The sequence below is a fragment of the Methylocaldum marinum genome (assembly GCF_003584645.1).
Lineage (GTDB): Bacteria > Pseudomonadota > Gammaproteobacteria > Methylococcales > Methylococcaceae > Methylocaldum > Methylocaldum marinum.
Genome location: NZ_AP017928.1, coordinates 2,519,940 through 2,542,030, shown reverse-complemented (window position 1 = coordinate 2,542,030; position 22,091 = coordinate 2,519,940). Strand labels below are relative to the sequence as shown.

Here is a 22,091-nt window from a genome sequence, read left to right as displayed (position 1 = left end):
ATCGATCACCGAATGTCGGGAGCATTTCACGATTAGGCTCATTCGAATAAGGAGATGTTTTTTATGCGCACTCTCGCCATCGAGGTTCGCGATCTAAGCAAGCGTTTTGATACCGTGACGGCCGTGGACGGCATTTCTTTCAGCGTGCCGGAAGGCAGTACCTGTGCCTTGCTGGGCGGAAACGGAGCCGGCAAGACGACGACTTTGGCAATGCTGTTGGGACTCTTGCTGCCGTCGTCGGGGAGTATCCGGATCATGGGCGTGGACATGATGAGAAATCGGTACCCTGCGCTTTCCCGCATGAATTTTACCTCTCCGTATGTCGATTTGCCGCATCGGCTTACAGTCAAGCAAAATCTCGATGTCTATGCCCGTCTTTACGGTATTCGGCGCCGCGCCGCACGCGTGGCGTCGCTTGCTCAACGTTTCGATCTCGAAGCCCTGATGGGGCGGACTTATGGGTCTCTTTCGGCGGGGCAACGTACCCGCGTCGCCTTGGCCAAGGCGCTTCTGAACGAGCCCGAGGTATTACTGATGGACGAGCCCACGGCCTCCCTGGATCCGGCTTCGGCCGATACCGTCCGGAGCTTGCTGAAAGGCTATCAGGAAAAATCCGGCGCCACGGTGTTGCTGGCGTCCCATAATATGCAGGAGGTGGAGCGCTTGTGCGATACGGTGTTGATGCTCAAGCAAGGCCGCATCGTGGATCGGGATAAGCCCGCGATGCTGGTGCAGAAATATGGGCGAGACAGTCTGGAGCAGGTTTTCATCGACATCGCGCGCGATTACGATCGCCGGACAAGTTAGGGGGGGTATGAAGATATGTCCATGAGCCTGCAACGCATCTCCGCCTTGGTCATGCGCTATTTGTATCTGATGCGCAGTTCCTGGCCGCGATTGATCGAACTCATCTACTGGCCGACGATGCAAATGATTTTGTGGGGTTTTATCAATCAGTTTTTCGTCGGCCACAGCGAATGGGTGGCCCAGGCCGCCGGCTTATTGATAGGCGCCGTTCTGCTTTGGGATGTGTTGTTTCGCGCCCAATTGGGCGTTTCGGTGGTTTTCTTCGAAGAGATGTATTCCCGAAACTTGGGGCATTTGTTCGTGAGTCCCTTGCGGCCTTATGAATTGGTCCTGGCCTTGTTGACGGTCAGTTTTCTAAGAACCTCGATAGGTGTCGGGGTGGCTGCAGGGCTGGCCGTGGTTCTATATCAGTATTCGATTTTCGAAATGGGACTTCCGCTGGTGGCGTTTTTCGCAAACCTGATGGTCATGGGATGGGCGATCGGGCTGATGGTCGTCGCACTGGTATTGCGCTACGGCTTGGGGGCGGAAAGCTTGGCGTGGGCCGTGATTTTCGCGGTTGCGCCGGTCAGCGGGATCTATTATCCGATTTCAGTGCTTCCCGGCTGGCTGCAAAAAATCGCCTTGCTGTTGCCGTCCAGCCATGTCTTCGAAGGCATGCGTACCGTCGTGCGCGAGCAAGTTTTTCCCCTCGATTCGTTTTGGATGGCCGTCCTACTGAACATGATTTATCTATCGGTGGGTTTAGCCCTTTATCTTTTCGCTTTCCATACCGCGCGTAAGCGCGGGCTGTTGCTGCAGATGGGCGAATGACTCGGCCGCTCCGAGACTTGGGGATTGCGCTTCGAGATTCCTGACGCCCACTTTTTCGAGAAGCTATTAAACAATGAATAAAATCAATGTTCTATTTTGTTGTATGGGGAACATTTGCCGATCTCCCATGGCGGAGGGTGCGCTGAGAGACCGGGTGAGAAAAGCTGGTCTTACGGATGAGATATTCATTGATTCGGCAGGAACCCATGCCCACTATGTGGCTCTTCCTCCGGATCCGCTCGCTCAGCGAGTGATGCTGGAGCGGGGCATCGATATCAGTGATCTACGCTCGAGAAGGGTTTCGCTATCCGATTTTCAGAGATTCGATCACATTTTGGTGATGGACGACACGAACTACGATGCGTTGCGGTTTATTTGTCCGAGATCGCACGTGCACAAGATTCGCTATCTTCTCGATTATGCGCCCCAGTTCAAGACGCGCCAAGTTCCCGATCCGATTGGCGGTGAAGAGGTTGTCTTTCGCCGTGTGAGGGAGATGGTCGAGCGGGGTGCGGAGGGGGTGTTCGCATACCTCGAAGCGCTTTTGAGGCGATCGTAGATTTGGTTCCGGTCAGGGAGGAGCATTCGCTGGCGCGGGCTCTGAAAGTTTCGTGGGCGAACTGTCTGGTTTGTGTGTGAAAAAGTCAAGACGCCAAGCTTGAACATCACTATTAACGCTCATAGAATAGTGTCCCGTTGCGTGGGAAGCGGTGCTGACGCAGGTTTCCACCAGCGGCGTAACTTAAGTTACGTCCTCACGGGCGCTCTTGATGTCAGGGAGCGTTGTGTCACAAACCAAAGAGTTTTGTTGAGGTAATAAAGATGGAACAAGAAAAAGACAATTTCTGGCTCTACATTGGCGGAATCATCGTGGCAGCGATCGTCGGTGTTTTCCTCCTGAAAAGCAGAGAAATGGAGAGTGTCCCCTACAAGGCTTACGAGGAGACGAAATCCGAAGTAGAGCAGCAAATTCAGCAAGCGAAATAAGAAGAAATATGCCGAAGCAGGAACTGAAATCTGCAAGGCATGCGCTAATACCGGAGGAAAAAATAACGACTCGGAGGAGCATCTGATCGCTAAGCTTTGTTGCACAAGGAGGCTGAGGAAGTCACCTGTCTTTTCGGCCCAAGTCTCGCCGATCTTGTGCAACGAAGCGTCTTTAGCCTCTCCCTCTCTCATTCAAGCATTCACCGCGATACGGCCATAGGTACCCCGTGCCGTGGCGATGGTGGACGAAGATACCCTCTATATATTGCACCGCCGGCGGAAGTTTGCGTCCGGCACAAGAACGAGTCTGCTAAGGCCTGATTAGACGTGTCGCCCATGGTTGCGAACCCACGCAGCCAAGTTTTTGGCCGTACGCTTGGTAAGTTGCTTCCAGGAAAAACGCCAGCGCCAGTTGTCGGAGATCGTGCCGGGCGTATTCATGCGATGTCCCTGACCCAGTCCCAGAACATCCTGCATCGGTAGAATCGCTAGCCTCGCCACGGACGCCAGCGCGCATCGAACGAGGCCCTGCGGCATTCGGACTTCATGCTCACCGCAATGATCGCGAAGGTAGTTGCTAACGCGCTGACGCTGATCGTCCGGGAGGTTTTCGTACCAGGACAAAGTCGTATCGTTGTCGTGTGTCCCGGTATAGACCACATTGTTCTCGGTATGGTTATGAGGCAGATAAGGGTTATCGTCTCCCCCGTCAAAGGCAAATTGAAGAATCAGCATGCCGGGAATATCAAACCGGTGGCGCAGCGCTTCCACCTCGGGCGTGATAATACCCAGGTTTTCCGCAACCAGCGGCAGGCCGGAGCCGTTCAGGGTGTTGAATACGGTTTCCAGGAGAGCCTCGCCAGGAGCTTTGACCCAGCGTCCGTGGACGGCGGTTTCGGATTCGGCGGGTATCTCCCAGTAGGCTTCAAGGCCGCGAAAGTGGTCTATTCGTACCCAATCGTATAGCGCCAACTGACTCCGGAATCTATCCAGCCACCAGCGAAAGCCGGTCACTTGCATGCGTTCCCAGTTATAATGCGGATTTCCCCAGCGTTGGCCCGTAGCGGAAAAATAGTCGGGCGGCACTCCGGCCACGGCGCGGGCATAACCGTTATCCGTCAAATCGAAAAATTCCCGACAAGCCCATACGTCGGCGCTGTTGCCGGCGACGAAGATAGGCATGTCGCCGAACAGGAGGACACCCTGCTGATTGGCATAGCGCCTTAATTCCATCCATTGCTCGAAAAAGACGAACTGCTCGAATTTAACCTCAGCGATGCGGTCCGCCAAGCGTGACCGGGCTGCTTCCATTGCGGCCGCTTCTCGGTCCCGCATGTCGATGGGCCATTCTTGCCATGTCCGGCCGCCCTGTTCCTCCCGCAACGCGATGAAAAGGGCGTAATCGGATAACCACCAATCTTGTGTCTTTACGAATTCGTCGTGTGCGGCGTGGTATTCGTTCCGTGGGCAATTTCGAAAGCTGCCGAAAGCTTGTTTTATGCAGCGAATCCGGTAATCGGCGATTGCGGTTCGATCGATGGTGTCACGCATCGCCGGTAGCCAGCCATGATCGGTCAGCCAATTAAGATCTATCATCAGCGGATTGCCGGCATGGGCCGACAAACACTGGTAGGGTGAGCCATCACTATGGGTGGGATTGATGGGCAGGGTTTGCCAGACGCTTATGCCGGAAGCTGCCAGAAAGTCGACGAATCGATGGGCGTCCTGGCCTAAATCCCCGTTTCCGAGACCGCCGGGCAACGAGGTAATATGCAGAAGAATGCCGGCGCGACGCCGGTCCAATATGCTATGTGCGTGCGTCAATTCCCCACCTTAATGGATATGAGTTGGGACTTTCCCAAGGCATGTTTTCGCTGATGCCTAGCGGGATGTTTGGCGATTTCTGGTGTGCTTTTCCGGGATGCAGTTGGATGGCGACGGTTTGATATTCGACAGATTGATACAACTGAAACGGGCTGCCAAGTTGAATTGTTCCTTGTTGGTATAGAGCAAATTCGGTTTCAAGGTTAGCATCACACGCCACCCGGATATTACGAAAGGCTGCGGGTGTCTTGGAAGAGTTGCGCTTGTAAATTCTTTGATTACACTTGCCGGCTAAAGGACGTCCCGAATGCGGTCGCGACTGAAGCGCCAGACCAATCTTCAATACTGATTGGGTCCGGTCCTTGTCTGCGGTGCTTGTATACGCCTAGATGCCGACGCAGAAAGCCGCGGAGCAAAATTGGAACTCAACGGGCGAAATGCAATCGTTGGCCAAGAGCATCCGGCGTTACCAGGACCACTCCGCCGGGACTGACATAGAACCGCTTCCGATCTTCCTCGGGATTCTCGCCGATCACGGTATTGGGTGGAATGTGGCAGCCCTTGTCGATGATCGCCTTGGTAATGCGGCAATGTCTGCCGACGTTAACATCGGGCAATATCACCGAGTCCCTGACCTTCGAATACGAGTTCACGCGAACGTTGCTGAATAGCAGTGAATGTCTGACTTCCGCGCCCGAAATTACACAGCCCCCTGAGACCATGGAATCCACCGCCATTCCGCGGCGATCATCGTCGTCGAAGACGAACTTCGCGGGCGGCGTCTGCGCCTGGTAAGTCCAGATCGGCCAATCCTTGTCATACAGGTTGAGTTCGGGATCGATGCCGATCAATTCCATATTCGAAGCCCAATAGGCGTCTACCGTACCGACGTCGCGCCAATACGCCTGTACGCCGCTTTGCACATCACGAAATGGATAGGCGAAAACTCGGTACTTCTGGATTGCGGCGGGGATGATGTCCTTGCCGAAGTCGTGGTTCGAACCCGGGGTGTCGGCGTCTTTGATGAGTTGCTCGAACAAGAACCCGGTATTGAAGACGTAAATGCCCATGGATGCCAGAGCATGATCGGGCCGATTGGGCATGGGGGGCGGGTTTTCCGGCTTTTCGACAAAGTCGGAGACCCGCTTGTCGTCGCCGACATGCATGACTCCAAAGGCTTTCGCCTCGGATAGCGGCACCTCCATGCAGCCGATGGTCAGGTCGGCCTGCATTTCCACGTGGTAGGCCATCATCAAGCCGTAATCCATTTTGTAGACATGATCGCCGGCAAGAATCAGGATGTACTCGGGGTCGCGCTGGCGGAAGATATCCAGATTTTGGTATACGGCATCGGCGGTTCCTGCATACCAGGCTTCCTGGAGACGCTGCTGGGCAGGGAGAATGTCGACGAACTCGCCCAGCTCGGCTCGCAAGAATCCCCACCCCTGCTGGATATGGCGAATTAACGAGTCCGCTTTATATTGGGTCAATACGCCGATTTGTCGGATGCCGGAATTCAGGCAATTGGAAAGCGGAAAATCGATAATTCGAAACTTGCCTCCGAAAGGTACGGCCGGTTTGGCCCGCCACTCTGTCAAGTTATGTAGGCGTGTTCCACGACCTCCAGCCAGGATAAGAGCCAAAGTATGCCGGGTAAGGCGGCTGACGAAACGGGATGCGTGCATCGACTCTGGCATGAGAAGTCTCCTTTAGACTGGGTCATCCACTGGGGGCGCAAATTTGATACCATAACCCCCCAGCGTGTTTCGGGCATTTGCCAACGGCTATATTTTACTATCAGAGGCCAAATAAAGTGAACTCGACCGACACACAATCCGTGATCCAGGCCGGCGGCGATTTTCCTCCCGTGGATTCGGAACTGCAGCGGATCATTCTGGCTCGCCACCATGATCCATTCGCGGTTTTGGGCCGACATCGGACCGAGAACGGCGATGTGATCCGGGCGATGATCCCACAAGCCGAGACGATACGGATCGGGGAAAACGGTCCGAACCTGCAGCGTATTTCCGGCACCGACGTGTTCGAATGCCATTTGCACCATGATACCGTGGTGCCGCAACATTACCGTCTTTTCTGGACGGACAAGTCGGGACAGCCGCAAAGCCATATCGACCCGTATACGTTTCCGCCGCAGCTTGCCGATTTCGACCTCCATCTGTTCGGCGAAGGCAAACATCGGCACATCTATCGTATCCTCGGCGCCCATCCCCGCGCTGTCGACGGTATCGAAGGTATCCTGTTCGCCACTTGGGCGCCGAACGCCGAGCGAATCAGCGTGGTCGGCGATTTCAACGCCTGGGACGGAAGGCGTCATCCCATGCGGGTTCGGGGCGCAAGCGGTGTTTGGGAGCTATTTATTCCCGAGCTCGAGCCCGGCACGCTATATAAGTTCGAAATTCGCAACCGCGACCAAGGCAACATCCTTTTAAAAACCGATCCTTACGGACGACAGTTCGAATTGCGTCCGAACACCGCGTCCCTGGTTGTGTCCGATCGGGCGTATGCCTGGAAGGACGACGATTGGATGCAGCACCGCTCGAGCCGCGATTGGCTGCATGAGCCCATGTCGGTTTACGAAGTCCATATGGGGTCATGGCGACGCGATTCCGAAGACAATTTTCTGAATTACCGTGAATTGGCCGAGCAGCTCGTCGCCTATGTCAAGGAGCAGGGCTTCAGCCATATCGAATTGCTGCCGATCACCGAACATCCCCTGGATGCATCCTGGGGGTATCAGACCACCGGCTATTTTGCGCCCACCAGCCGTTTCGGTACGCCGGACGATTTCCGCTATTTCGTGGACTATTGCCATCAAAATGGCATCGGCGTTTTTCTGGACTGGGTACCCGCGCATTTTCCCAAGGATGCCCACGGCTTGGCCTACTTCGACGGCACGCCGCTTTATGAGCACGAGGACCCGCGGCTGGGCGAGCATCGCGACTGGGGCACTCTGATTTACAACTATGGCCGGAACGAAGTCCGTAACTTTCTGATCGGAAGCGCCTTGTTCTGGCTGGAAGAATTTCACCTCGACGGCCTTCGCGTCGACGCCGTCGCATCGATGCTCTATCTGGATTATTCGCGGCAGCCGGGCGACTGGATACCCAACAAATACGGCGGCAACGAGAATCTGGAGGCGATTGCCTTTCTGCGCGAACTCAATACCGTGACCCACCAGCAGTTTCCGGGCACGCTGATCATGGCCGAGGAGTCCACGGCTTGGCCCCAGGTGACCCGGCCGACTTGGACCGGCGGATTGGGTTTTTCCATGAAGTGGAACATGGGCTGGATGCACGACACCTTGGTCTATATGAGCAAGGACCCGATCCATCGCCATTATCACCACGACCAGCTGACCTTCGGCTTGCTCTACGCGTTCACGGAAAATTTCATCCTGCCGTTTTCCCATGACGAAGTCGTCCACGGCAAAGGCTCGATGCTGCAGAAGATGCCGGGAGACGAGTGGCAGCGCTTCGCCAATTTGCGATTGCTGTACACCTTCATGTTCACTTATCCGGGTAAGAAGCTGTTGTTCATGGGCTGCGAGTTCGGTCAGGGCGGCGAATGGAATTTCAACAAGGCGCTGGACTGGTACGTACTCGAATATCCGATACACAGCGGACTCAAGCGGCTGGTGAGCGATGTCAACCAGCTCTATCGGGACAATCGGGCACTTCATGAGGACGATTTCGATCAGAAAGGTTTCGAATGGATCGATTGCCACGACGCGCCGCAGTCGATTCTGAGTTACTTGCGCCGCTCCTCGGACGCGTTCGCGGTCATGGTGTTCAACTTTACCCCGGTGCCGAGACAGAACTACCGCATCGGCGTGCCGGAGCCCGGCGTTTATCGAGAGGTCTTTAATTCCGACGCGCGGGACTACGGCGGGAGTGATGTCGGCAACACCGAGATGACGGCCGAAGCCACGGAATGGATGGGACGGCCGTATTCCATTTGTTTGACGCTCCCGCCTTTGGGCGGAATCGTGGTGACTTGCGAGGTTCTTAAGGAAGATGAACCGGTTCCTCCGGAATAATGAAAAAAATACTCTTCGTTACCAGCGAGGCGTATCCGCTCATTAAGACCGGCGGGCTCGCCGACGTTTCGGGAAGTCTGCCGATAGCCTTGAAGGCGCTGGGCCATGATGTCCGCATACTTCTTCCGGGTTATGCCTCGGTGGTGGAGATGGGGCATTTCGAATCGGTACGACTGCTCCATGGCGATGGCGGAATCGCGATTCTGGAAGGCGTTCTGCCAGGGTCGACGGTACCGGTCTGGTTGCTTGCGCACCCGGAATATTTCGGGCGGCTCGGGAACCCTTACCTGGCTTCGGATGGGAAACCTTGGCCCGATAATCCCGCGCGATTTTCGCTGTTGTGCCATGTTGCCGTGGAAATAGCCATGGATCGCTTGGGCCTTCGGTGGAAGCCCGATATCGTACACTGCAACGATTGGCAGACCGGCTTGGCGCCCGCGCTGCTCAGCGACGAACCGGGGCGGCCGGCGACAGTCTTTACCATCCACAATCTGGCCTACCAAGGCGTCTTTCCGTACGAAACCTTTCTCAAGCTGCGCTTGCCAAACCGGTTCTGGTCCAGTCACGCATTGGAGTTTTACAACCAGTTCTCCTTCATCAAAGGAGGCTTGGTTTTTTCCGACCGGATTACCACGGTAAGTCCGCACTACGCCGAGGAGATCCAGGGGGAAGAGTTCGGTGCCGGACTCGAAGGCCTGCTGCGCCATCGCCGGGAGCGGCTCAGCGGCATACTGAACGGAATCGACGCCGATGCCTGGAATCCCGCCACGGACCCCTATATTGCCGCCAATTACGACATCGATACGCTGGAGAAGAGAGCGGCCAACAGAATGGCGTTGCAGCAGGTATTCGGTCTGGCGCAGGATGACGCGATCGTACTGATGGCTTGGGTGGGACGGCTGGTCCAGCAAAAGGGCATCGATCTGGTGATCGAGTTACTGCCCAAGCTCATGCGGATGCCCATTCAACTCGTCATCGTGGGCAGCGGCGAGGCTCGATACGAGCAGATTTTGTTGGACTGGGCGCGTCTGTATCCCGATCGTATTGCGGTCAAACTGGGTTACGACGAAGCGAATGCGCATCTGATCGAAGCCGGGACCGATTTGTTTCTGATGCCTTCCCGGTTCGAACCATGCGGTCTCAACCAGATGTACAGCCAGCGCTACGGAGCCATTCCGGTGGTGCGTCATGTGGGCGGATTGGCGGATACCGTGGCCGATGCCAATGCCACGAACTTGACCATGGATCGGGCAACCGGCGTCGTTTTTCAAGAGGCCGCGGCGGAGGATTTGTTGCAGGCCTTGAATCGAGGTTTCGTGCTTTGCCAGAACAAGGTGCTTCGGGAAAAAGTTCAAAAAGCCGGTATGAGCAAGGATTTCTCGTGGCGGCAAAGCGCTCAGTGTTATCTGGATCTGTACGATCTGGCCATGGCCGATCGCCTGACCGCCGAAAGCTTGCTGCAAATCAAAATGGATACATAGAGGATGTGTGAGAAGAGCCACGAGCAGCCCGAGGGCGAGCCGGCCGGAGCGCGGACGTCGGAAAGGGGGCTCGACCGGTGGGACCGGAAAATGACAACGGATCGAGGCGTCGGTCGGGAATCCTTTGCCGACGAAAGCCGCACAGTAGCTTCCCATACCCCCTCCTAAACATGGCCGGAACCGATGTGCCGACATCTGGTTCAAGGTGCGCTGGGCGCGCATTGCACGGAACCGGCCGGTTTCCTTCGGCATTTCCATGCGCCGTTACCCGTCCCGGAACGAGAACGTTTCTGAATGGACTGGTGCGGCATCGGTGGCCCATTTCGTAACGAGTCTTGCCGCCATGTGGCTACGTTTCGTGCTCATCGCAATCGCCTTGGTAGCCTGGAAGGCCACTGCTCTCGCTCAGGAATTATCGACTATCGAGCTGCACCACCGTTTGCCGGAGGAAATGCTGCCGCTGATTCAGCCCTTGCTGGGGCCGGGCGATGTCGCGATCCCGGCCCGTGATCGACTGATTCTGAAGGCCGACCCCCGGAAGGTCGAAGAGATCCGGAGTTTGGTTCGACAACTCGACAAAAGCTCGCACAGGCTCTTGATCACGGTGACTCAGGGGCGCGATTTGTCCGTGGAAGCCCTGAACGCCCAAGGGCGTTTGCGAGGGCGTATCGATCTGAACCGTCCGGCCGATTCGGACCTCCATATCCGAGGCCATATCTATCAATCCGAAGGCCGCGATGCCGCCGGCTACACGCAGCAGTTGCAAACCCTGGAAGGGCAGTCGGCGCATATCGAGGTCGGGGAGCGGATTCCCGTGCCTACCCAATCCTATTACGGCTACGGCTATAGCGAAAATATCGAATACCGTCCGGCGACAACCGGATTCGAGGTGACTCCCCGCTTGTCGGGCGGCGAGGTGATTTTGGAATTATTGCCCTGGTCCGACCGGCTCAGCCGCGACCGGTTCGGCGTCATCGATACGCAAAGCGCCCATACGGTGATACGGGCGGCGCTCGGCGAATGGATAGAAATCGGCGGACTGGCGGAAACGTCGGTATATGAGGAAAGCGGGCTCGCCGGGCGACAGTATTCCACCCGCAGCCGCCAAAACAGGATTTTCCTCAAGGTCGAGGATTTGGATGCGGGTAAGCCTTGACGTCCAAAGCTGCTTCCGAGTTTGAGGCGGCGTCACCGATAATGGCTAGGACCTAGCCGGGAAGGATTACAACTCAAGCGACCGTTTACGCGTGGAACGGGCTTCCTGATCTCCGATCCTCTTCGGGTTCGCTTGAACGAGAGCGAAAAAGCCCAAATCCTCGTCCCAGAGCCCCCATCATCGCTCTCCTCGTCGGCGTGGAACCGGGATGCTGCCGCTGACGCCCTAACCAAAAAGTAACCAAAAATCGACCTTTTTCGAACCGCGATCGGCTGATCGCCGGCTAGCCTTAATCCTTAATTCTTAAGCGAACAATCGAAAACATCCGCTAAGGAACAAACGGCGCCGATGATATTCATCGCAAATGGACCGGGACGATAACAATTTCGTCAACGGCGTGTACTTCACGATCGTCGGCTCCGGCAAGATCGATCTCAATCCCTAAGGCAAACCCGCGATGACCGCGTATCACACCAACGAACTCAGCTTCGATCTACCCGAAGATTTCAAGGACAAGACCCATCACATATTCAGCCTGACCGACGCAGGCCCGAGCCCCTTCAACCTGGTGATCAGCCGGCATCCGATCGGCGACGAGGAAACCCTGGAGACCTATGGGGAGCGATTGGCGTCGGAACTCGCACAGTCGCTGCCGAAGTTCGACCTGATCCGCTCGCGGCTGATCCTGGTCGCGGGACAAGCCGGCTGGGGCCTGGAATACCGCTGGCTCAACCAAGGCCAATGGCTGCACCAGCGGCAGGCGACCCTGTTTCACGAAGCGGACGCGGGGGCGCGCCTGGCGGTTCAGTTCACGGCCACCGTGGCCGGTGATTTCAGCGACCGCTGGAAGCAGGTGTTTGCGGACATCCTCGGCAGCATCCGGCTGCGGCCGACCGAAGCTTAAGTTTCTGGCGACGCCATGGCCAAAGCCGCACGACTGAACGATCCGATCGGTCACAGCCCCAGCATGAACTGGCTGGTGAAGGGGCTGCTGATCGGGGGCGCCATTGCCGTTGCGGGTGTCGCGATTGCCGGGACCGGCGGGCTCGCGGCAGCGGCCATTGTCGGCGGTGCCGCCGCGGGCGGGGCCGGCATCGGTGAACTGATGAGCACCATGAGTTGGGCACCCAAGGAAATCGCGGGGGCGATCGTGGGCGCCGGTTCCGGCAATGTCTACATCAACGGCAGACCCGCAGTGCGAGCCCATCTCGACAAGGTCGCCTGCGATAAACATTCCGGAACGCCGCCGATCGCTACCGGCAGCAGCAAGGTCTTCATCAACGGCCTGCCCGCGGCGCGGGTCGGCGACAAGACCGGCTGCGGGGGCGATATCACCGAAGGCTCCGGCAACGTGTTCATCGGCGGCGGAACGTTGCAAACCGACGTTATCCACCCCGAGGACCTGGTGCCGGGCTGGGTCCATGCCACGCTGTTCGTGGTCGGCGCCGCCGCGGCCGTGGTTCTGGCGGGACCGGTCGTCGCCACGTTGGGGCTGGTAGGCGGCTTGGCCGGCGGGGCCGGTGGCGGCTGGTTCGGCGGCAGGGTTTGGGGCGAAGGCTCGGACGGACAGAAATGGGCGATGCTGGGCGGGTCGCTGATCAGCGGGGCGTTGGGGACTAAGGGAGGAGTATGGTTTAATCGAAATTACGAGATTACAAGCTTTGGGGTCGGCTCGAATCTTGGAAATATAAATATCACATCAAGAAGCACCCCTTTAAAAACCACTCCATTGCAGCCTTTTTATGTTGGGGAGGAAATTCCGGGAAACCCTAAGGCCTGGACGAGTGGACGGGGTCCCGTCCGATATTTATCAGGTATTGATCGAGAGGCATGCAGATTACATGTAAAGGACGGAAAGCTTTACGACAATGCGGGGAATCCGTTTGACACTTCAGACGCAAAAACCTGGGATGGACAACCAAAAGCAATTTATATTATGGACAAGGAAGGAAAGCTATTTGCATCGATGGAACAGAAGCCGTTCGATTTCCATCACTCTTCATTAGACATTATCGGAAACCACCTTTCATAACCGGAACAGAGGAAAAGGCCGGCTATCAATAACTCTGGTTTCGGCAGTAGCGCCTGTAATTGTGCAGGCCGCAGGCCAATTCAATGACGACATCGTCGTAGCCTTCCTTGGTGTTCCTGAACACGTCTTTGACGACGCGGCACCGCTTGATTCCCGAGATGATGTGTTCGATGATCACGCGGATGCTTGAGTGGAGCCGGTTGGCCTCCTGGTCGTCGGCCGAAAGCCGGCCGTTGCGCGGCCTCTTCTTCGGCTGGTGGACTGTGACATTCGCCAGTTCGTGTCCCTGGAAGCCGCTGTCGCGATACAGCTCGACGCCGTCGGGGAACCGGGTCCCTTCTTCGTCGCAGATCTTCTTGTCGTGCTTCTTGCCCTCATGGGTCGAACCCAAGTACTTGACCTGCCTGTCCTCCAGGCCGCCGACAAGGTTGTTCTTCACAGTGTGGCATTTTTTTTACCGCTGTAGTGGATGCGTTGCCCCAGGTCGTTGACGGGGCGGTTGATGCGCCTTTCCGTCCCGTCTATGCCCAAGTCCTGCCGCGCCTCCTGCTCCAGCCTGGACAGCATCTCCTCGGTGAGCCGGGCGGGCTTGTGCCCGCGGGCGTCAAGTGTCTTGTTGAGCACCCTGCTCAACAGGTGGATCGTGAAGTTGGCCTGGGGTTGGCTCATGCCGAACAGATGCGCGATGACCTCTTGCAGAGGGTAGGTCTTCAGATAGAACAGGATGAACAGCAGCCGGTCGGCCATGCTCGCGATAATCGGCGGACGCCCTCCTTTAGTCAGATTCCTGCCGGTTTCTTCGGCCCATGTCGCCGCAAAAGAAACCAAGAGTTCCTCAAACTCGGAGGCCTTCAGACTGGTCATGGCCATCAATGTCTTCGGCTTTTGCTTCACGTCTTCGTAGGAAAGCATACTCTTGCCCTTAGTTCTCTTAGTTCTCTTCGTTATTCAATGACAGACTGTCATGCTAGTTTCCGATAATGTCTATTAGCACAGGGCCAACCAGTTGCCGGAGCAGGTGAAATTGAAGTAAAAGATGGGGTATTGATATCCATCAGTAATCGTAGTGGCCATTACAAACCGTCGATCGAACTATTGGAACAAACGGTCAATGAGCTGGATCGACAAGGGATACCAATGAAGCACGTAATGATCGATGAGGTGTGATTGGCGTATGAGTGATTGGAAAGCGGTTATCATAGGTATTGAATATTTATTAATGTTTAAAAAAACTCCTTCAGATTATGTTGATACTATGCATGATGCAATTCTTAAGCGCAGAGGCATTTCGTTTTCCAGAGAAGAGGTCTTGGAGGCCATATCGATATTAAAGTCTACTGACATTGATATTTCGACATTACTTCCCCAGCCTCACTCGAACAAAGTCCTTAGAAATTTTTTCTACAAACTGGAGGAAAAGCTCAATCAGCATAAAGAAAATCACTAGCGGAATGGTGAAAAACTCACCGCCATTTCCCCTTATCCCTCCAGGGCCGTTCAATGCTTACGAATTCGAGTAAACGGTTTTGATTTTCCGAAGCCTGCTGCCGATTCGGGATCATCGTCGTGCGCAAGGGAAGTTGTACGATCTTCCCCACCGGCTGCTGTTCAATATTCTGGCGGTGATGAGCGGAGCGATCTCGTACCGCCGGATTCATCCGTTCATCCGTACCCACCAGGTGCGGTTGAACGAGGTGTTCGGTTGCCGCTGGCGGCGCACGCCCGCCTACCGTTCGATCCGCTACGCCTTGCACGGGTTGGACGTGGAGGCGATCGCCCCGCATATTCGCGCCCACGCGTTGCCCCTGGCCGAGACCGTTCGCAGTCACTGGGGGATCGAAAACCGGCTCGACTACGCGCTGGACACCGCACTCGGCGAGGATGCGAGCCGCATCGGCAAGAACCCCGGTGTGTTCGCCCATCTCCGCCATTTCGCGTTGAATCGCCTACATCACAACAGCCAATCCAATATTTACGCCGCCCTTTACGATAACGCGATGGACCCCGCGCGCGTCTTGAATGACAAGGGCATTGAGCATCGAACAGCCCTGAGAGGGTGACTTATGCTATCGGACGAAGCGCGAGCCAGTATTGGGGCGTTGATTTACCTAACATCGCTCGAAAAGATTCCCAACAATGCCATAGATCGGGCCTTGACGAGGGTCGTATACGATCCGCTGAGCAGGGTAACTCCTGCACAACGTCTGGCGCACGTCAGAGAGGCATTGGAGTGCTCTCTCAACCTAAGCCAAGTCGGCCCTCCGGTGCCGCATTCAAATGATTCCTTGCGAGCATACCTGGCTGAATTGGCGCGTCGAATTGAGCAAAATGCGGAAAAGTTCGCTATCGTTATTGATCCAAAAAAGAAATTGCCTACAAATGTGGAAAATGACGTAATCAAACTCCTAGAGCCACTTGCCGCCGCGAAAAACCCCAATGATGCATTAGATTTATTGATCGACGAGATTGTTAGTCAGTGGGATTACATTAAGGATTTCTACGACGCCGAGCAATTAATCCGATTTGCTCTCAAAAGCAATGTTGCCTTATCCAGTTTAGTCCAGACGCCGCATTCAGAGGATCAGGTCAGGTGCTATTTGCGCAATGCGGCTTGGCGGATCGAAGAAGCATGGATGGCGAAATGAATGTCGTTTCGGGACAGTGGCTTATGATGAGCTGGGTCTTTTGCAAAGCTCCGATTCGCATGAAAAAGGTCATGGCTTGATATTGCCTCGCCCACGTAGAGAGGTTTAAAGCCGTAGCGGAGATTTTGAGGCTGGTCTTCCGCGAACGGCATAACCGACCCCGAGGCCCGTCTCGGCCGCACCTATCCGCAGCGGGACGATTGCGCGCAATACCGTGAACCGGACTTCAATTTCGTCAGCCGGCTCATGGAGGAGGAAGGAATCTACAGTATGCCCGTGGCCGGCATACCCCGATCGGGGCCGACGCGGCGAGCGCCCACGGAAGGGTACCGGGCCACGAGTGCGATCGGGCCTTTACTACTCCGTCACTCCTCCCGCAACGCCAGCGCCGGCGTGAGTCTGCGCGCTTTCCATGCCGGATAGAGTCCGGCGATCAGTGCCGCGGTAATCGACAGGAGCGGCGCTTGCCATAGTTCTGCGCCGGAAACCGTCAAATCCATGCTCCAGCCGAAGGAGCGCAGATTGATGACTTTCACGAGCGCCGTCGCCAGGATCAATCCCAGCGGCACGGCGAAGATTCCGGCACAAAGGCCGAGGAAGCCGGTTTGCGTGAACACGAGGCCCGTTAATTGCCGCGGCGTCATCCCCAGTGAGCGCAGTACGGCGAGTTCCCGGGTCCGTTCCAACTGTATCGCCAGTAATGCGCTCAGGATGCCGATCAGCGCAACGCCTATCGCGAGCAGGCGCAGCACCTGGGTAACCGCGAAGGTGCGCTCGAAAAGCGCCATCGAGGCTTGCCGGATCTCGCGGTTGGACCGAACCAGCAGGGTTCCGGCGTCTCGACTCAGACCGAGTATTTTCGGTTTCACTGCTTCTTCGGTAACGCCGTCCGCGAGATAAAGGCCGAGCGAAGTCACGCCGGTGTCGTTCCAGAGGTCGGCGTACAAATCGCGCCGCACGACGACGAGCCCCTGGTCCGAGCGGTAATCGAAAAAGATTCCGGCGATGACGAAAGGCTTCTGACCGTGCGAGGTGCTCAAGGTCACCGAATCGCCGGGCTCCAGCGCGTGCCGGGTAGCGAAAGGTTCGGAAACGATGATGACAGGTTCGGCCATGAACCGCTTCCAGACCGTCCGATCATCGGCCGATTTGAAGCGGAATGCCGGATGGTCCGGGTTGGCCGGCTGAAAAGCGAGAAGTTCGGAGCGTCCGAGCGGCGATTCGACGAAATTCCGGCGTCCCAGGCTGAAACCCGCGATGCCCGGCAAGCGAACGGCATCTTCTATCAGGGAAGAGGCCAGGGGTTCGCTCGCGATTCCGGGCTGTCCGGGGCGGGCCACATAAAGATCGGCCTGAAGCAATTGCTCCAGCCAATCGGCAATGGTGAAGCGAAAGCTCTCCACCATTATTCCGACACCAAGGGCGACGGCCACCGAAATGCTCAATGCGGCCGTTGCCAAACCGGTTCGGCTCAGAGCGGCGGATGTGCCGCGGACAGCCAGGCGAATGGAGGGAATGGCGGTGCTCGGACACAGGCCGGTGAGGCCCAGCATCGCGGTCGGGATGAAGAGGCCATAAGCTCCCGCCAGCAGGAAGATTCCTACTATGGCCGGAATCAATCCGGCGTTCGGCCAGTAGAGGAGCACGATTCCCAGAATTCCGAACACCAGCCCCAGTAGAGACAATTTAGGCAGCCATCGGCGCACGTTCTGTTCGAGGCCCGAGCGGCGCTGGGTTCGGACCGGCCGGGTAGAGGCGGCATCCAGGGCGGCCGGCAGTGCGGCCAGGACCGAAGCCGAGATGCCGGCCAACAGACTGCGCAGCAGGGCCGTCGGAGAGACTGAAAACTCGGTGACGGTGACGACGAAATACATGTCACTGATGGTACGGGTGATCCGATGCAATAGACCCTCGGCCGCAATCAGTCCGAGCAGCAATCCGAGCAAGCTGCCGCAGAGGCCCAGCAGTGCGGATTCCAGCAGGATTTCGCGCATGATTTGCCGGCGCGTGACGCCGAGGATGCGGAGATTGGCCAGCAGCGTACGGCGTTGCAGCACCGCGAAAGTCATGGTGTTGTAGATCAGAAAAAGACCGACCAGGAGCGCCATCAGGCTCATGGCTTTCAGGTTGATTTCGAAAGCATGGCTCATGCGCACGGTCGCAATGTTTCGTCCGGCGGCATCGATCAGCGTGGCGTTTTCCGGCAGCGTGCCGCGCAGCCGCTCATGCACTTCGTCCGCATCATCGGCCAGGACCAGGTCAATGCGGTCGAGCCGGCCGATTTTGTCCAAAATCTCCTGAGCCGTGGCGATGTCGGCGAGCAGTAGACCTTCCAGGGCGGGATCGGGTTTTGCCTCGGGATCGACAAAGCCGGCGACGCGCACGGTTTTGAGTGTGCCGGCGACTTCCACGGTCAGGCTGTCGCCGGGTCCGATCCCCAGCCGTCCGGCGGTGATGCGGGAAATCAGTACCGCCCCGGGATCGGTCAGAAGATCGACCAGTGCGCTAAATGACGAACTCGCGAGCTCCTGCCGTACCGGGCTTTCGGCGAAGGGATCGAAACCGGCGAGGCGCAGGGTCTGATCGCGCACGGCGACATAACCCTCGATGGCCGGCGCCATGGGGACGTCGCCCAGTTCCCGCCTCAGCTGCGGATAAATCGTTTCGTCAAGGGACCCGGATGCGGCCACGATGTGATGGGTGGTTTTGCCGGTCAGCGCGCTCATCGAAAGCTGAAAGGCGCGGCGCGAACTGTCTACGGCCAGATCCACCGAAACCAGCATCGCAACCCCGAGAGCGATGCCCAGAACCGCCAGCGCGAGCTGTAGCGGATGGCGGTAAAAATGCCGGCGGTTGGCGGTGTTCAGGAGTGCCATCAGGACATCAGTCGGCCGTCGCGGAGTTCCCAAACGGCATCGGCGCGTTCCGCGACTTCGCGGCTATGGGTGGCGACCAGCAAAGTCTTGCCGCGCATTCTGACGGACTGATCGAGAAGCGCCAGAACGTGCCGGCCCGTGGCGCTATCCAGATTGCCGGTAGGCTCGTCGGCGAGAATCAGCGCGGGATCGTGCACCAGCGCACGAGCCAGGGCCACTCGCTGTTGCTCGCCTCCCGAAAGCGAATCCGGAAAGCTGTCCAGCCGGTCGGCCAGACCGACTTCCTCGAGCAGCATGGCCGCCCGGCGCCGGGATGCGTCGGCGGACAGGCCGTTCAGCTCGGCGGGCAGGGCGACGTTTTCCAGCACCGAAAGGGTCGGCAGCAAATTGAAGAACTGGTAGACGAAGCCGATATGGCGGCGCCGGAACAGGGTGCGCTCCGGTTCGCGGAGGCGGTTCAGTTCGAGTCCGCGGACCATGATCGATCCGGAATCGGCCGTGTCCAGGCCGGCGATCAGGTTCAGCAGGGTGGATTTCCCCGACCCGCTCTGGCCCAGCAAGGCCACGAAGCGGCCTTCGCCGATGTCGCCGTCGACACCCTGTAGCACCGGACGCCGCCGGTCGCCTTCGCGATAGCCGTGACTCACGCCGCGCAGGATCAGCAGCGGTCGCTCGGGGTCGATGGCGGGCAGGATTTCGGTAGGCAAAACGCTCGGCGAATGACGGCTGTCGCTTTAAGACGGAAGGTCGAAGTAATGGATGCTGAACAGCTTGCCATCGTCCAGCCAGTGACTTCCGACTCTGAATCCCGCCGTCCGGGCCAGTTTTCGGAATTCTTCGACGGTGTACTTGTAGGAATTCTCCGTGTGTACCGACTCGCCGTCGGCGAACCTGAGCACCGCGCCGGCCAGGTGGATTTCCTGTGCGCCGCGGCTGATCAGATGCATCTCGATCCGGCTTTCCCGGGGGTTGTAAAAGGCGTAATGATAAAAGCGGCCGGGATCGAAATCGGCGTCCAACTCGGCGTTGATGCGGTGCAACATGTTCAGGTTGAATTCCCGGGTCAAGCCTTGTGCGTCGTTGTAGGCCTGGTGCAGCACGGTCGGATCCTTCTTCAGATCGACACCGATCAGCAAACCGCCCCCCGGCCCGACCAGGCTCGCGACCCGGCGCAGAAATGCGAGGGCGTCTCCGGGCTCGAAGTTGCCGATGGTCGAGCCCGGGAAAAACACGACTTTTTTCGAGGCGCCGGAGACCGGAGGCGGCTCGACCGGTTCCAGGCCTGCGCTATAGTCCACGCACATGGCGTGCACGTGCAACCAGGGGAATGTGGCGCCCAGCGCTTGTACCGAGGTCTTCAGATGGTCCTTGGAAATGTCCATCGGCATGTACACGGCGGGACGCAGGGTTTCCAGCAGGAGCTGTACTTTCTGGCTGTTGCCGCTGCCCGGTTCGACGAGGATACAGTTACGGCCTATGGTTTCCGCGATCTCTGCGGCGTAGTCCCGAAGTATGCCTATTTCGGTGCGGGTCGGATAATACTCGGGCGTTTCGCAAATGGCTTCGAACAATTCGCTCCCGCGTTTATCGTAAAACAGCTTCGGCGGCAGCCGTTTTTTGGGGCTCAAGAGGCCGCTCAGCACCTCTTCCAGGATATCCGCCTGGGCCGGCTCCCGGTCGGTAAATCGGATGCGCCGAACCGTCATGAGGCATCCTCCGCCAGGCGGATGCCGGTGAATTGCCAGCGGTCCGGCGGAAAGAAAAAGTTCCGGTAAGCGGCGCGGATGTGCGACTGCGGCGTAACGCAGGAGCCGCCGCGGAGCACCATTTGATTGCACATGAACTTGCCGTTGTATTCGCCTATCGCGCCGGCCGCCGGCTTGAATCCGGGGTAGGGCGCATAGGGGCTTTGGGTCCACTCCCAAACGTCGCCGAAAATCTGCACGATCTCGTCTCCTTCCGTTTTCGAAACTGCACGGGGATGGTAGCGCCCGGATTCGCGGAAATGGCCGCGGATCGCGCGACCCGCGGCGGCACATTCCCATTCCGCCTCGGTCGGCAGGCGTTTGCCCCGAAACCGGGCGTAGGCATCCGCTTCGTAGAAGCTGACGTGGCAAACCGGCTCGTTCTCATCGAGGGGGCGCATTCCCGACAAGGTCATGAGCGACCACTCGCCATCGAGGAATTCCCAATAAAGCGGAGCTTGCCAGCCGCGCTGCTTCACCGCCGCCCAAGCGTCGGAAAGCCAGAATTCCGGGCGGCGATAGCCGCCGGCCTCGATAAACTCCAGGTATTCGCCGTTCGTGACAAGGCGTGAGGCGAGGCGATAGTCCCTAAGAAAGACCTGATGGCGGGGCGTTTCGTTGTCGTACGCAAAGCCGGAACCGGCATGGCCGATTTCCTTGAGGCCGCCGTCACAGTCCCGCCACGCCGGTGCCGATATCGGCGCGGCGCGGGTGCTCGAATGGTTCGCCGTGCGGTACGCCGGCCGCAGCGGATTGACGGCAAAGTTGTACTTGATATCGGTGAGTAGGAGTTCCTGGTGCTGCTGTTCATGATTCAAGCCGAGTACCAGGCGCTCGGCGATCGCGTCCAGGTCCCGCACCGGCGCCGCCGCCAGCAATTCGGCCATGGCTTGATCCACATGGACACGGTACCGGCGAATGTCCTCTACCGTGGGCCGCGCCAGGAGGCCCCGCTGCGGCCGGGGAAAGAAAGTTCCGACCGTTTCGTAATAAGAGTTGAACAAATAACCGTAGCGTTCGTGGAAGACCCGGTACGATTTCAGATAGGGGACGAGCAGAAAGGTCTCGAAGAACCAGGTCGTGTGGGCCAGATGCCACTTCGGGGGACTGACGTCGGGCATGGCCTGGATGACGTAATCCTCCAGCGCCAACGGGGCACACAGGGTTTCGCTGTCGCTGCGAACGGCCCGGTAGTCTTCGAGCAGAGCATCGGCCGTATTGCTGCTGTTCACAAAGCGGCGAGCCGGACGGTCGGCTTGGATCATGTTTTTCCTCCCTCCTGTATCGCAGGGGGCATTCTAAAACGCCAAGCCGCTGATGGCTAACTGTAGTCTTACTATTTTCGATGCGATTCAATAAGCAATTAATGCGCCGCTCGCTCTTGCTGAGACCGGCGCCCGAGGGATCAATGGCGATGTCGGTTTCCGGGAGCATGAAGGTCAGAATGGGAGGGCACCGTCTGAACTCGGGGATTGTGTGTTTTCTTCCCGAGTGCGCGAAATGTCGCATTGTTTACGAAGTCTTAGAGCATTTTCATATCTCTTCTACGGGCGCTCGCGCGTAGGTCTGCAAAGAATTGCCGACCTACGAAAGCTTGAGTCGATTTACGCTAGCCGAAGGCGTCAACGACTTCCGCCAAGTCCGTTTTGCCGTATGTGCGAGATGCGA

General features: G+C 57.5%; 22 protein-coding genes. 13 read left to right on the top strand and 9 right to left on the bottom strand.

Annotation, left to right across the window (positions count from 1 at the left end):
* Nucleotides 1–63 precede the first annotated feature (63 nt).
* The 4 genes from sS8_RS10990 to sS8_RS28085 all read left to right on the top strand — a co-directional run bounded on the left by sS8_RS10990 (nt 64) and on the right by sS8_RS28085 (nt 2,607).
* Complete coding sequence (locus sS8_RS10990) at nt 64–807, top strand: ABC transporter ATP-binding protein (protein WP_170161039.1); 744 nt, start codon at nt 64–66, stop codon at nt 805–807.
* Nucleotides 808–828: 21 nt separating this feature from the next.
* A complete protein-coding gene (locus sS8_RS10985) occupies nt 829–1,620 on the top strand; it encodes an ABC transporter permease (protein WP_197716738.1) in 792 nt (263 codons plus the stop codon).
* Nucleotides 1,621–1,693: 73 nt separating this feature from the next.
* Nucleotides 1,694–2,179: a low molecular weight protein-tyrosine-phosphatase gene (locus tag sS8_RS10980; RefSeq protein WP_119629681.1), complete on the top strand. Its 486-nt coding sequence runs from the start codon at nt 1,694–1,696 to the stop codon at nt 2,177–2,179.
* 263 nt (nt 2,180–2,442) lie between these two features.
* Nucleotides 2,443–2,607: a hypothetical protein gene (locus tag sS8_RS28085; RefSeq protein ID WP_170161038.1), complete on the top strand. Its 165-nt coding sequence runs from the start codon at nt 2,443–2,445 to the stop codon at nt 2,605–2,607.
* Between the two features lie 321 nt (nt 2,608–2,928).
* On the opposite strand, the gene malQ is transcribed toward sS8_RS28085, so the two are convergent.
* The 3 genes from malQ to glgC form a co-directional block, all read right to left on the bottom strand.
* Nucleotides 2,929–4,431, bottom strand: a complete 1,503-nt coding sequence (gene malQ, locus sS8_RS10975; RefSeq protein ID WP_232020599.1) for a 4-alpha-glucanotransferase — start codon at nt 4,429–4,431, stop codon at nt 2,929–2,931.
* On the bottom strand, nt 4,415–4,774 hold the full coding sequence (locus sS8_RS27650; protein WP_145986499.1) for a hypothetical protein: 360 nt from the start codon (nt 4,772–4,774) through the stop codon (nt 4,415–4,417). Before sS8_RS27650 ends, malQ begins: the two co-directional genes overlap by 17 nt.
* A gap of 82 nt (nt 4,775–4,856) precedes the next feature.
* Complete coding sequence (gene glgC, locus sS8_RS10970) at nt 4,857–6,128, bottom strand: glucose-1-phosphate adenylyltransferase (RefSeq protein ID WP_119629680.1); 1,272 nt, start codon at nt 6,126–6,128, stop codon at nt 4,857–4,859.
* A gap of 116 nt (nt 6,129–6,244) precedes the next feature.
* Here glgC and glgB point away from each other — a divergent pair, with 116 nt between their 5' ends.
* The 5 genes from glgB (at nt 6,245) to sS8_RS10945 (ending at nt 13,157) form a co-directional block, all read left to right on the top strand.
* Nucleotides 6,245–8,488, top strand: coding sequence for a 1,4-alpha-glucan branching protein GlgB (gene glgB / locus sS8_RS10965; RefSeq protein ID WP_408631168.1), 2,244 nt, complete (start codon nt 6,245–6,247; stop codon nt 8,486–8,488).
* Nucleotides 8,488–9,969: a glycogen synthase GlgA gene (glgA, locus tag sS8_RS10960; protein WP_119629679.1), complete on the top strand. Its 1,482-nt coding sequence runs from the start codon at nt 8,488–8,490 to the stop codon at nt 9,967–9,969. Before glgB ends, glgA begins: the two co-directional genes overlap by 1 nt.
* 343 nt (nt 9,970–10,312) lie before the next feature.
* Nucleotides 10,313–11,125, top strand: a complete 813-nt coding sequence (locus sS8_RS10955) for a secretin N-terminal domain-containing protein (protein WP_170161037.1) — start codon at nt 10,313–10,315, stop codon at nt 11,123–11,125.
* Between the two features lie 457 nt (nt 11,126–11,582).
* Entirely contained in the window at nt 11,583–12,029 is a 447-nt protein-coding gene (locus sS8_RS10950; RefSeq protein WP_119629677.1) for a DcrB-related protein, read from the top strand.
* Nucleotides 12,030–12,230: 201 nt separating this feature from the next.
* Entirely contained in the window at nt 12,231–13,157 is a 927-nt protein-coding gene (locus tag sS8_RS10945) for a PAAR domain-containing protein (protein WP_145986497.1), read from the top strand.
* Nucleotides 13,158–13,182: 25 nt separating this feature from the next.
* Here the strand turns inward: sS8_RS10945 and sS8_RS10940 are convergent, their stop codons facing one another.
* Both sS8_RS10940 and sS8_RS10935 read right to left on the bottom strand, forming a co-directional pair.
* Complete coding sequence (locus tag sS8_RS10940; RefSeq protein ID WP_119629675.1) at nt 13,183–13,596, bottom strand: transposase family protein; 414 nt, start codon at nt 13,594–13,596, stop codon at nt 13,183–13,185.
* Nucleotides 13,593–14,069, bottom strand: a complete 477-nt coding sequence (locus sS8_RS10935; RefSeq protein ID WP_119628792.1) for a helix-turn-helix domain-containing protein — start codon at nt 14,067–14,069, stop codon at nt 13,593–13,595. The genes sS8_RS10940 and sS8_RS10935 overlap by 4 nt, the downstream gene beginning before the upstream one ends.
* 262 nt (nt 14,070–14,331) lie before the next feature.
* Here sS8_RS10935 and sS8_RS27645 point away from each other — a divergent pair, with 262 nt between their 5' ends.
* The 4 genes from sS8_RS27645 to sS8_RS29910 all read left to right on the top strand — a co-directional run bounded on the left by sS8_RS27645 (nt 14,332) and on the right by sS8_RS29910 (nt 16,225).
* The gene (locus sS8_RS27645; RefSeq protein WP_145986496.1) at nt 14,332–14,604 is read left to right on the top strand and encodes a hypothetical protein; all 273 of its coding nucleotides are present in this window, start codon (nt 14,332–14,334) and stop codon (nt 14,602–14,604) included.
* 79 nt (nt 14,605–14,683) lie between these two features.
* Nucleotides 14,684–15,217, top strand: a complete 534-nt coding sequence (locus tag sS8_RS28495; protein ID WP_119629674.1) for a transposase family protein — start codon at nt 14,684–14,686, stop codon at nt 15,215–15,217.
* Between the two features lie 3 nt (nt 15,218–15,220).
* On the top strand, nt 15,221–15,802 hold the full coding sequence (locus sS8_RS10925; protein WP_119629673.1) for a hypothetical protein: 582 nt from the start codon (nt 15,221–15,223) through the stop codon (nt 15,800–15,802).
* A 150-nt stretch (nt 15,803–15,952) separates the two neighbouring features.
* Complete coding sequence (locus sS8_RS29910) at nt 15,953–16,225, top strand: contractile injection system protein, VgrG/Pvc8 family (protein WP_119629672.1); 273 nt, start codon at nt 15,953–15,955, stop codon at nt 16,223–16,225.
* Here the strand turns inward: sS8_RS29910 and sS8_RS10915 are convergent.
* The 4 genes from sS8_RS10915 to egtB are packed head-to-tail and all read right to left on the bottom strand — an operon-like array spanning nt 16,168 to nt 21,688.
* Nucleotides 16,168–18,678: an ABC transporter permease gene (locus sS8_RS10915; RefSeq protein ID WP_119629671.1), complete on the bottom strand. Its 2,511-nt coding sequence runs from the start codon at nt 18,676–18,678 to the stop codon at nt 16,168–16,170. The genes sS8_RS29910 and sS8_RS10915 overlap by 58 nt on opposite strands.
* Nucleotides 18,678–19,385, bottom strand: coding sequence for an ABC transporter ATP-binding protein (locus sS8_RS10910; protein WP_232020598.1), 708 nt, complete (start codon nt 19,383–19,385; stop codon nt 18,678–18,680). The genes sS8_RS10915 and sS8_RS10910 overlap by 1 nt, the downstream gene beginning before the upstream one ends.
* Nucleotides 19,386–19,412: 27 nt before the next feature.
* Complete coding sequence (gene egtD, locus sS8_RS10905; RefSeq protein WP_119629670.1) at nt 19,413–20,384, bottom strand: L-histidine N(alpha)-methyltransferase; 972 nt, start codon at nt 20,382–20,384, stop codon at nt 19,413–19,415.
* Nucleotides 20,381–21,688 (bottom strand): ergothioneine biosynthesis protein EgtB, encoded by a 1,308-nt coding sequence (gene egtB / locus sS8_RS10900; RefSeq protein WP_119629669.1) that lies wholly within the window; start codon nt 21,686–21,688, stop codon nt 20,381–20,383. Before egtB ends, egtD begins: the two co-directional genes overlap by 4 nt.
* Nucleotides 21,689–22,091: the final 403 nt, after the last annotated feature.

Bases quoted from the DNA above. Each gene is read 5' to 3' on its own strand.
- sS8_RS10990 (WP_170161039.1), top strand. From the start codon at position 64: ATGCGCACTCTCGCCATCGAGGTTCGCGATCTAAGCAAGCGTTTTGAT.
- sS8_RS10985 (WP_197716738.1), top strand. From the start codon at position 829: ATGAGCCTGCAACGCATCTCCGCCTTGGTCATGCGCTATTTGTATCTG.
- sS8_RS10980 (WP_119629681.1), top strand. From the start codon at position 1,694: ATGAATAAAATCAATGTTCTATTTTGTTGTATGGGGAACATTTGCCGA.
- sS8_RS28085 (WP_170161038.1), top strand. From the start codon at position 2,443: ATGGAACAAGAAAAAGACAATTTCTGGCTCTACATTGGCGGAATCATC.
- glgC (WP_119629680.1), bottom strand. From the start codon at position 6,128: ATGCCAGAGTCGATGCACGCATCCCGTTTCGTCAGCCGCCTTACCCGG.
- glgA (WP_119629679.1), top strand. From the start codon at position 8,488: ATGAAAAAAATACTCTTCGTTACCAGCGAGGCGTATCCGCTCATTAAG.
- sS8_RS10955 (WP_170161037.1), top strand. From the start codon at position 10,313: ATGTGGCTACGTTTCGTGCTCATCGCAATCGCCTTGGTAGCCTGGAAG.
- sS8_RS10950 (WP_119629677.1), top strand. From the start codon at position 11,583: ATGACCGCGTATCACACCAACGAACTCAGCTTCGATCTACCCGAAGAT.
- sS8_RS10945 (WP_145986497.1), top strand. From the start codon at position 12,231: ATGAGCACCATGAGTTGGGCACCCAAGGAAATCGCGGGGGCGATCGTG.
- sS8_RS10935 (WP_119628792.1), bottom strand. From the start codon at position 14,069: ATGCTTTCCTACGAAGACGTGAAGCAAAAGCCGAAGACATTGATGGCC.
- sS8_RS27645 (WP_145986496.1), top strand. From the start codon at position 14,332: ATGAGTGATTGGAAAGCGGTTATCATAGGTATTGAATATTTATTAATG.
- sS8_RS10925 (WP_119629673.1), top strand. From the start codon at position 15,221: ATGCTATCGGACGAAGCGCGAGCCAGTATTGGGGCGTTGATTTACCTA.
- sS8_RS10915 (WP_119629671.1), bottom strand. From the start codon at position 18,678: ATGGCACTCCTGAACACCGCCAACCGCCGGCATTTTTACCGCCATCCG.
- egtD (WP_119629670.1), bottom strand. From the start codon at position 20,384: ATGACGGTTCGGCGCATCCGATTTACCGACCGGGAGCCGGCCCAGGCG.
- egtB (WP_119629669.1), bottom strand. From the start codon at position 21,688: ATGATCCAAGCCGACCGTCCGGCTCGCCGCTTTGTGAACAGCAGCAAT.